The sequence below is a fragment of the Alteromonas sp. KUL106 genome (assembly GCF_009811415.1).
Lineage (GTDB): Bacteria > Pseudomonadota > Gammaproteobacteria > Enterobacterales > Alteromonadaceae > Alteromonas.
The window spans coordinates 115,031-123,484 of sequence record NZ_BLIG01000046.1; the positions used below are offsets into that span (position 1 = coordinate 115,031).

Sequence of the window (8,454 nt, forward strand, 5' to 3'; positions counted from 1 at the left end):
GGGGATGTTGGTTGCAGTATTTAAAGCCCTAAACAAAAAAGAGGGGCCTTGCTTCATCTGAAACTCTCCACAGCATGGATGCTGTGGCGAAGGCCCCATGGATGGGTTTACGCCGTGTTTCAGATGGAGCAAGGCCCCTCTTATATCAGAAATTAAAGTTCTGCGTATTGCGTTAGGATGAACGCTGCCTCGCCTCGTGTAAGGCCATCTTGCGGGTTGAAGAAAGCTTTAAGCGTAGGCTGCAAATCGAACCGACCCTGTACTACTTTAACTTCCACCTGCATTATCCCTGCAGCCAGTGCCTGCTGAACATGGCCGCGATACTCAGGCGCAATCGCGTCAGTATCTTCCACTTCAACCGCTTGTCCAAGAACGATTGCGATAACCTTGTCAGAGTCAAAGCTTTGCGCTGCCTCTTCAAGGCCCAATGCTTGTACCATTGAATACGCCATTTCCTCTTTGCTTACCTGCAGGTCGCTACCAAAGAAATCGCCATCAACTTGCATTACAGGCTGGGTATTCATTTCTAGGTCACCTAACACTGCCCCTGTTGCTGTCGCAGAGTTGACCGCCGCAGCATGCGTTGCACTCACATCAGTATAGTTAACAGTGTTACCGTCGTTGGTTTGACGGAGGTTGGCACTAAGCGCAAGCGTATCAGCAAGCTCTACGCGAGTGAATGGCGCGTCTGGCGCAAACCCACTTTCTTTGGCATCCATTAGCTCATTTGCAACTACGTATTCAATGAACGGTTTAGCAGGGTGACCTACTGCATCATCAATGCCGGTGTAGCCTGATGTTACTAGCAAGCGAATATTCACATTGTTCGTTCCAGGGACACCTACACCATTTGTGACGCCTAGCGGGTCAAGCGACACGCCGCTGACGCTGCCAATACCACGACTATATAGTTTCCACGTACCCGGCATTCCTGGTGCAGCCGTACCTACTGAAGACCCCAAAACAGGCAGGCCAATGCCTGAACCGTACGTATTTCCTGCTGGATCTTCCAACACAAAGGCTGTTGCCGTTTCGATAGATGCATTTGCCACGACCATCGACACGTCAGGACCCACGTCAAATGTTTCCGTTGGCGACTCGCCGACTGGCAGGTAAGTGGTAGACCGCATAAAAGTACTGCCTTCAGCTACGTTAGCAAAGGCGTTAAATTCGCGGTTTTTCTTCACCGTATCGCCGAATACTTCTTCACCTTCGAGCACTGCAGTAACAGCTGCATAAGCGTTAACATAACCTGCGCCCACTTCCCACTCGTCCATGCCTGCCATTGGTGTTGCGGTTTCCTGAAGAATGCGCTTTACATCTTCCCACTGTAGGTTTGGATTTGCTTCTAGCATAAGGGCAACAATACCTGACACATGGGGCGCAGCCATTGATGTACCGCTAGATACGGTATAAAACGGTAAGTGTTGCGGTTCAATCATTTCAGCGTCGTCAGCTGCACTTAACCCGCCTAAGCTAGACAGTGATGCACGAGCAGAAATAACGTCTACACCTGGCGCCGTTACGGTAGGACGGTCTTCCCACGTGAACACTTCACCATCAACAACCGCTTGTCCGCCTTTTCCGTCGACACCGCGTGAACTAAAGTCAGCTAGCTCGCCCTGCTTGTTACCCGCAGCCACTGTAATTACCCAAGGCGCCTTTTTAAAGTTACCAGTAATTGTCGATTCGCCCGGACCTGAGTTACCTGCCGAGAACACGGTAATAATGCCGTTGTCTGCCAGTGCTTTAGTCACAACGTTTGTTGGATCATCTGGGTTAAACTCTGTACCGACATCGCCGGTGTTACCAAACGAGTTTGAGATAACGCGGATGTTGTAGTCGAACTGGTGTGTTAACGCGTAGTCGAAACCACCGATCGTATCTAATATAAATAGACCCGCACCCGAGCCATAACCAATGATGTCTGCCCCCGGCGCTACGCCAGCATGCAAACCACCGCTCTTAGCGCCATTGCCGCCTACGGTGCCTGCAACGTGTGTTCCGTGACCGCCTAAAATATCGGTGTTAGATACGTTTTCTTGGTATGTAATCGGTAAAATACCGCTGTAGCTATTCAAGTTCACCTGCGCCAGTACGTTTTGTACAACGTGATCAGGGAAAGCGAGATCGCCGTGTGTGCCGTCAACGCCCGAGTCATTGACCACTACGCCAATACCTTTTCCCGATACCGGCATGCCGTTAATGCGAATGCTGCGGTCCGCTTGGAGCGCTTGTACACCCGTAATTTGAGTCGACTCATGATTTTCTAGTTCTAGCGGGTCGTTACTCCAAACTGACACCACGTCATCGCGCTGATAAAGTGCTTCAACTTGCTGTTTGTTGGCTAATACACCAACGATGGGCACGTTACGTAGGCTAACACCACCTGTGATGCCTAACGATTCAAGTGCGGTAATTTGTTCTGTTGTGGCAGGTCCCTTACCTTCAAATGTAACAATAACTTGTTGTAGTTCTAGTGGCGAAGCAGCAAGCGCATCAGCCAATGTTTTATCGAAAGTTTTTGCATTCACCATGCTCGCTGGTAGGGCACAAGCAATAGCTACTGATAATACTGTTTTGTTATTAAGGAACTTCATAATACACCTCTCTTTGAGTACCCCTTGAGTATTTAACAACCAACGAAGTTAAACTATGGGGAGTTCCCCCTATTCGATGTAATTTATAAAAGCGTTGAAAAACAGAAATTTGAAAAGAAAAAAGCCCTCACAAAAGGAGGGCTAAAAACACCAACTATCAAAAAAATCTAGATAGGCTGGAGGGAACGAACGCGGTGGGGGAGATACATTGTGCTAGTGAAGACCTTTATAAAGCGCTTTGGCGACATCTGTTTTTTCTGACTGACGTGAAAGCGAACAAAATTAGCATGGCTACGGCAAACGAAGCGGGTTCACTCACTTGCGTTGAATCATTGTCAGCCCCGCCGGCCTTAACCAATTGAAATAAACTGCCTGCGCAGCGCTCGCCGTTTTTGAAAAAAACACAGGTGTCCGTTTGCCCTAGCCCAGCCAAACCTGAACTGATAGTAAACTCATAAGGAACACTTGCATCTTCAATGAAAAACTCAAAGCCTTCGCTACCCTCATCGCCGAACACACCATCGTCTAAGTCAGCTATCATGAATTCAGCAATGTCGTCTTCCAAAATGGTATAAATAACGCCATCGAATTCTAGCTGAAAGAAAAACGACAGCCATGTGCCCATTGTAAATTCAGTCTCGTTTTCATCAAACGTAATTTGGCCAACCAAGCTTGTATCGCTAGCTTCATCCCCTAACATCAAGCGTGTGAAATCATAAGTAATGACACCCGCCCAAGAAGGCGATGTAAAAAGTATAAATACAACAGCTATTAACGATTTCATAATAAGCCCACTTCAATAGTTCTATGGACTTAGTATTCATCTAACAAATCAGAAACCCAATAGGGGGTTCCCCCTATCAGTAATTAATGCGAATAGGCAGACACTCATTTCATTGAGATTGTTATAACTGTACTCCTACGTGCAAGTTACTGCGGGGTTTAGGTGCTTTAACTTCTATGCAAACTTGGTCGCCGTAGTAATTATCAGCGTAATTGCATTGCGTTTGAATAGGTCGATTAGCCGTTGAAGAAACACGGTCATTATTGGCCATTGTTAGTTTTTTTAGTAATGCGCTCATTTCGCTCTCCTTCTTAAGTTAAGCGCATTATCATCCATCCGACATAACGATTAAAATGAGATAAGTTGATTCATTTAATAGAATAAAACGATGACCAACTTGCTGACTAATCGACTATTCTGATGTGCGGTAAAAAGATACGTTCCACATGCTGAGCCGAACAAATCATGTGGAACGTGTCGCTATTGTAGATTGTGTTAAAGGGGCAGCGCTTTTATTTGTACACTACGCCTTTGAGAAACCGCTAGGCTTGCGAGTATCAAACAGAATAAACGTTACGCTTCAAGCCAAGGGCCTGTAATCGCCAGGGTTTTCGTGGGCGAGTAAACATTGACGAAAAGCGTAGTGCCGTCAGGCGAGAAGCACGCACCTGCCAGTTCAGTTTGGGCATGTAGCTTAGCGAAGTTATACACTTCTCCGCTTGGCGTCACACCACGTAAATGATTGTCGACGATGTCGGTGTACTGATCTTCACACACCAGGAGATGTCCATTTGGACATACGGTAAGGTTGTCGCCAAAGTTGTATAAGTTCTTATCTTCGCTTTCTAAAAACAGTTGAAGTTTGTCTTGTTTACCATCCGCAGAGGGAACAAGCTGCATCACCTGACCTAACTGCTTTTGTCCGCCATTCGTGCAGCAAAAATACAGCTCATTGTCTCCCCAATGAATACCTTCACCGCGAGCAAATAGGGCTGCACCTTGCTCATATCCTCTTACGCGTAAGTCATCGTTCGGACTTTCGGGGTTGTCTATGGCTACCCATTCAACGTCAAACCACGTTGCTACAGGCATGGAATTAGCACTCCAGTTCCGCGTGTCGAACTTGGGACGACCTTTCACCACCAAGGCTTCTAATTGCCCGCCAGCTGCCAAGTTACCGTACTCATGAGGGACAAAGCGATAAAGCAAGCTATCGCCTCTGTCCTCAGTTAAATAAACGATGCCGGTTTTAGGGTCGACGCATGCTGCTTCGTGGTTAAAACGCCCCATGGCTTTAAGCGGTTTAGCTTCTATCAATGAATCAGCGTTTGCAGGTACTTCAAATATGTAGCCGTGATCTTGGCTTACTACATCGCCATTAGGCCCATTCGGACGGTCTACTGACTCTTCACAAGTTAACCATGTCCCCCATGGCGTAATGCCACCAGAGCAGTTTCTCACTGTCCCAGTGAGACTGATAAACTCTCGTTCAACTTTTTGAGTACTGAGGTTGTAAACCATCGTCGTAGTGCCGCCTGGCAAAGCAACCCCATTGTGGTAGCTGTCATAGGCCAGTTCACTGACATGTTTTTGGATAGAGTCAGGTTGAGAGCTAATATGCTTTGGATGCAGTTCGTGGTTGCGCACAAGGGCAACCTTATCGGAGCTGCCATTTACAGGCAAACACCCCATGCCATCTGCTCTATCGGGTACATGCATACCATCTGACATAAGATTGCCAAGGCGAGATATGACGTTGTAGCTAAAGCCTTTAGGTAAATCGAGTAGCCCTTGTGAGTCGGGTACAAGTTCACCATACCCCTTGCTAATGGGCATAGACGCCACGTTTAATGTTTTGCCAAAAGCACTGCTTGCTAGGCCACCAAATGCTAAAGAACCCATTATAAATTGGCGTCGTGTAATCATGTAACTTCTCGTTGTTCGCTAAAACCGAGTGACTCACTCTCTAAGTGTTACACTATAACAACACGAACGAGCTAATCAAACAATACAACAAAGAAGGGTTTACGATGAAGGTGTAAAAAAATAGGTTTATCTAAGACCCACGGGTTGTCCTTCATCATTAACTTTCAGGTAAACGTGTTTGCTCGTTAATCATCTGCCATTCAGATTCGGGCTTAGGGTGTGAAAAGTAGTACCCTTGGAACTTATCGCAGCCTTTGCGCTTTAAGTAGTCTAACTGCGCAAGTGTTTCTACTCCCTCAGCGACACAGGAGACATCTAACGCTTTCGCCATTTCTATAATAGCGTCGACTATTTGTACCGCCTTACCATGCACCTCACTACCGATGTCTTCGATAAAATATTTATCAATTTTCAACTCGCTAATGGGAAGTACTTTTAGGTAGGCAAGGCTGGAATACCCTGTACCGAAGTCGTCAATTGAAAAACGAAAGCCGTACTTGGCAAGTTCTTGCATCGTTTGCTTAACCAGTTCGATGTCGATCACTAACGCTGTTTCTGTTAACTCAAGCATAAGCATATGAGGTGGTATGCCGTGATGATTAACTCGTTCAAGCAGGGTGGTGACAAAATCAGGAAGCACGATTTGCCTAGCACTGATGTTGATAGCCACACTAATGTGTAACCCTCTTTTGATAAAGCCATCAATGATGGCGAGAGTTTTGCGAAGCACAATGTCGCCAATCTCACATATTGCATAGCTTTCTTCGGCAATAGGGATGAACTCAGTGGGGCTAACCCAACCTAATGTATTTGAATGCCACCTGACCAAGGCTTCAAATGAAGAGATCTCCCCCTCTCGCGTTACTTGAGGTTGAAGCACTACCGACAGCTCATCTTTTTCAATTGCTTGTTTAAGTTTAGATTTTACTTCAAGATACCTGTCGAGCTCTTGATAGCCGTCATCAGAGATATGACAGAGGCCAAAAGGCGCAGAACGTTTCGCTCGCTTAACCGCCTGCTCTATCACACTAATGATAACCTCGAAGCTTTGTACTTTAGGGTTAACAATTGCACTTCCCAGCGAGGCGGTAAGAGACCAGTTAGTAGAGTCAACAATCACGTCGAAATGCCTAGGGTTTAGCAGCGCATTTTCAATCAAACTCGTATCGAAATGATGAATATTGTTCTTTTTATATGTGCTCCTAGACAGCACAACAAAGCTATCGCCACCGTATTTAAAAATCTCGTAGTCGTGACCAATAACGAATAGCAGTTTTTCAGCAATCTCCTTGAGCGCATAGTCGCCATTTCTAAAACCGAAACGAGTATTCATTTGGCCCATATTGTCGATATCAAGTAGCAAAATATGCAGAAACTCATCATTCAATGACGCACGCAATATCAAATCATTGAGCTGTTTATGAAACCACTTCTGATTACGAAGATGAGTAACAGGATCGGTATACGCCAAATTGTAGATTGTATCTTGCGCTTCTAAGCGCTCACTAATATCGCGAATAACACCTATAAAGCCTTTTTCACCCGCATCGCTACTTTCTGACAGCGACAGTTCCATCTGAAAAATTTCGCCATTTTTTCGTTTCGCGGGAAGCTGTCGGCCTATGCCGATAATTTTCCCCTTTCCCGTTTCAAAATAATTGCGCATGTACGTAGCATGGTTAGACGCGTAAGGTTCCGGCATGAGTAATTCGACTGAACTTGTGACTAATTCCTCATAGGTGTAGCCAAACATATTTAACGCTACATCGTTGCAATGTGTAATCGTTCCTTTCTCATCAATGCTAAATACTGCGTCATTAATACTATTGAGGATACTGTGTATTTTCCGAGCACGCTCTTCATTTAAAAGCACGGACGACTTGTATTCAGTAACATCTTCTAACGCGCCAAACAAACGCCTAACTTGCCCGTTTTCGCTCAACTCTAATTTGCCGGAGGCCCTCACCCATCGTGCAGCACCGTCGGCATCCTGAATTTGACACTCAAGATCATAGGGTTTGCCCTCATTGACCAGCGTCTCGAAGTGCTGCTCTACAATGCCTCGAAATGATGGCGTAAAAAAAGTAAACCAATCATCAATACTAATACGACTTCCGTGCCTTACTTTATGAATACGGTAAACCTCACGAGACCAGAATAACTTGCCTAATTGGGGGTAATATTCCCATGAGCCTGTTTGCGCCATCCGACTAATTTCTTCAACCAAAGCGAGGTTGTGCGCCGTTCTACTTGAAAAAAAGTCTTTTTGAAGCTGCGTCGAAAAAAGCTTTGCCTGCAACGAAAATACATATAGCCAGTCATCAATATCGCTCTTAGGCCGTACGAAAACCGCAGCCAATATGCCAATATTTTCATTCTTTTCGTTAAAGATGCCGGCCCCTAAATACGCTTCAGCATCTAGCGCAGCAAGCGTATTGTCATTTGGAAAGTGTCGACATATATCCGCTTCATATGCGCATGCGCTGTTTTGAATCACTCTTTCACAGGGTGAACCTGCTAAATCATAATCCTTCATAGGCACACATTGGTTGCCTTCTATGCCCAGTAAAACCTGAATAGTCTGGCCCTTTTTAACACCTAGAAAGAGATAATCAGCCTTTAGTCGCTGATTAAACGTTAACAGATCATTTTCATAGGACGTTTTATTTTCCAAAATAATGGCACTGAATTCAGTGTCACCTAGGACTGACTTATGTGAAAACATTCAAAACTCTTTGTTACGTAGTAAATTGAGGAGTGTGCAACACTAGAAGCTAGACTAAAGTATAGTACGCAAAAGATATATTAATACAATCAATAACTAAGCATAGACCACTGTGAGTAAATACGTGTATAGATTTGCTTAATGTATTGTGAAGCGTTCACTCAATGTGGGTAATTGAAACTGGGCAATAAGCGCTTAATGTCGCAGCACCTCTGCCAAAAGGGCATGGACGTGAAGCCGGCTACTATTAGAGAACCTGTGAATTAACGATGTTTTTAGACGGGGTTTTATACCAGCCGGAAGGTCTGGCAAGCTTCTGAGTGGGCAATTATCTATGCGGATTGGTATTATTGCGGAAGTCCTAAAACGCAGACATAAAAAAAGCGCACCTAAGTGCGCTTTTTTGGATACTTGTGTTG

At 45.3% G+C, this 8,454-nt stretch carries 5 protein-coding genes; all 5 read right to left on the reverse strand.

Annotated elements, in window-relative coordinates; genetic code table 11:
- Positions 1 to 152: 152 nt before the first annotated feature.
- Complete coding sequence (locus GVO63_RS15940; RefSeq protein WP_159581232.1) at positions 153 to 2,600, reverse strand: S8 family serine peptidase; 2,448 nt, start codon at positions 2,598 to 2,600, stop codon at positions 153 to 155.
- 226 nt (positions 2,601 to 2,826) lie between these two features.
- The gene (locus tag GVO63_RS15945; protein WP_159581234.1) at positions 2,827 to 3,384 is read right to left on the reverse strand and encodes a hypothetical protein; all 558 of its coding nucleotides are present in this window, start codon (positions 3,382 to 3,384) and stop codon (positions 2,827 to 2,829) included.
- A 121-nt stretch (positions 3,385 to 3,505) separates the two neighbouring features.
- A complete protein-coding gene (locus GVO63_RS15950; RefSeq protein WP_159581236.1) occupies positions 3,506 to 3,682 on the reverse strand; it encodes a hypothetical protein in 177 nt (58 codons plus the stop codon).
- 275 nt (positions 3,683 to 3,957) lie between these two features.
- Entirely contained in the window at positions 3,958 to 5,310 is a 1,353-nt protein-coding gene (locus GVO63_RS15955; RefSeq protein WP_159581238.1) for an alkaline phosphatase PhoX, read from the reverse strand.
- A 157-nt stretch (positions 5,311 to 5,467) separates the two neighbouring features.
- Positions 5,468 to 8,035, reverse strand: a complete 2,568-nt coding sequence (locus GVO63_RS15960) for an EAL domain-containing protein (protein ID WP_159581240.1) — start codon at positions 8,033 to 8,035, stop codon at positions 5,468 to 5,470.
- Positions 8,036 to 8,454: the final 419 nt, after the last annotated feature.

What these genes read in the sequence shown, in the direction of transcription:
- GVO63_RS15960 (WP_159581240.1), bottom strand. Translation starts at nt 8,035, where the DNA reads ATGTTTTCACATAAGTCAGTCCTAGGTGACACTGAATTCAGTGCCATT.
- GVO63_RS15955 (WP_159581238.1), bottom strand. Translation starts at nt 5,310, where the DNA reads ATGATTACACGACGCCAATTTATAATGGGTTCTTTAGCATTTGGTGGC.
- GVO63_RS15945 (WP_159581234.1), bottom strand. Translation starts at nt 3,384, where the DNA reads ATGAAATCGTTAATAGCTGTTGTATTTATACTTTTTACATCGCCTTCT.
- GVO63_RS15950 (WP_159581236.1), bottom strand. Translation starts at nt 3,682, where the DNA reads ATGAGCGCATTACTAAAAAAACTAACAATGGCCAATAATGACCGTGTT.
- GVO63_RS15940 (WP_159581232.1), bottom strand. Translation starts at nt 2,600, where the DNA reads ATGAAGTTCCTTAATAACAAAACAGTATTATCAGTAGCTATTGCTTGT.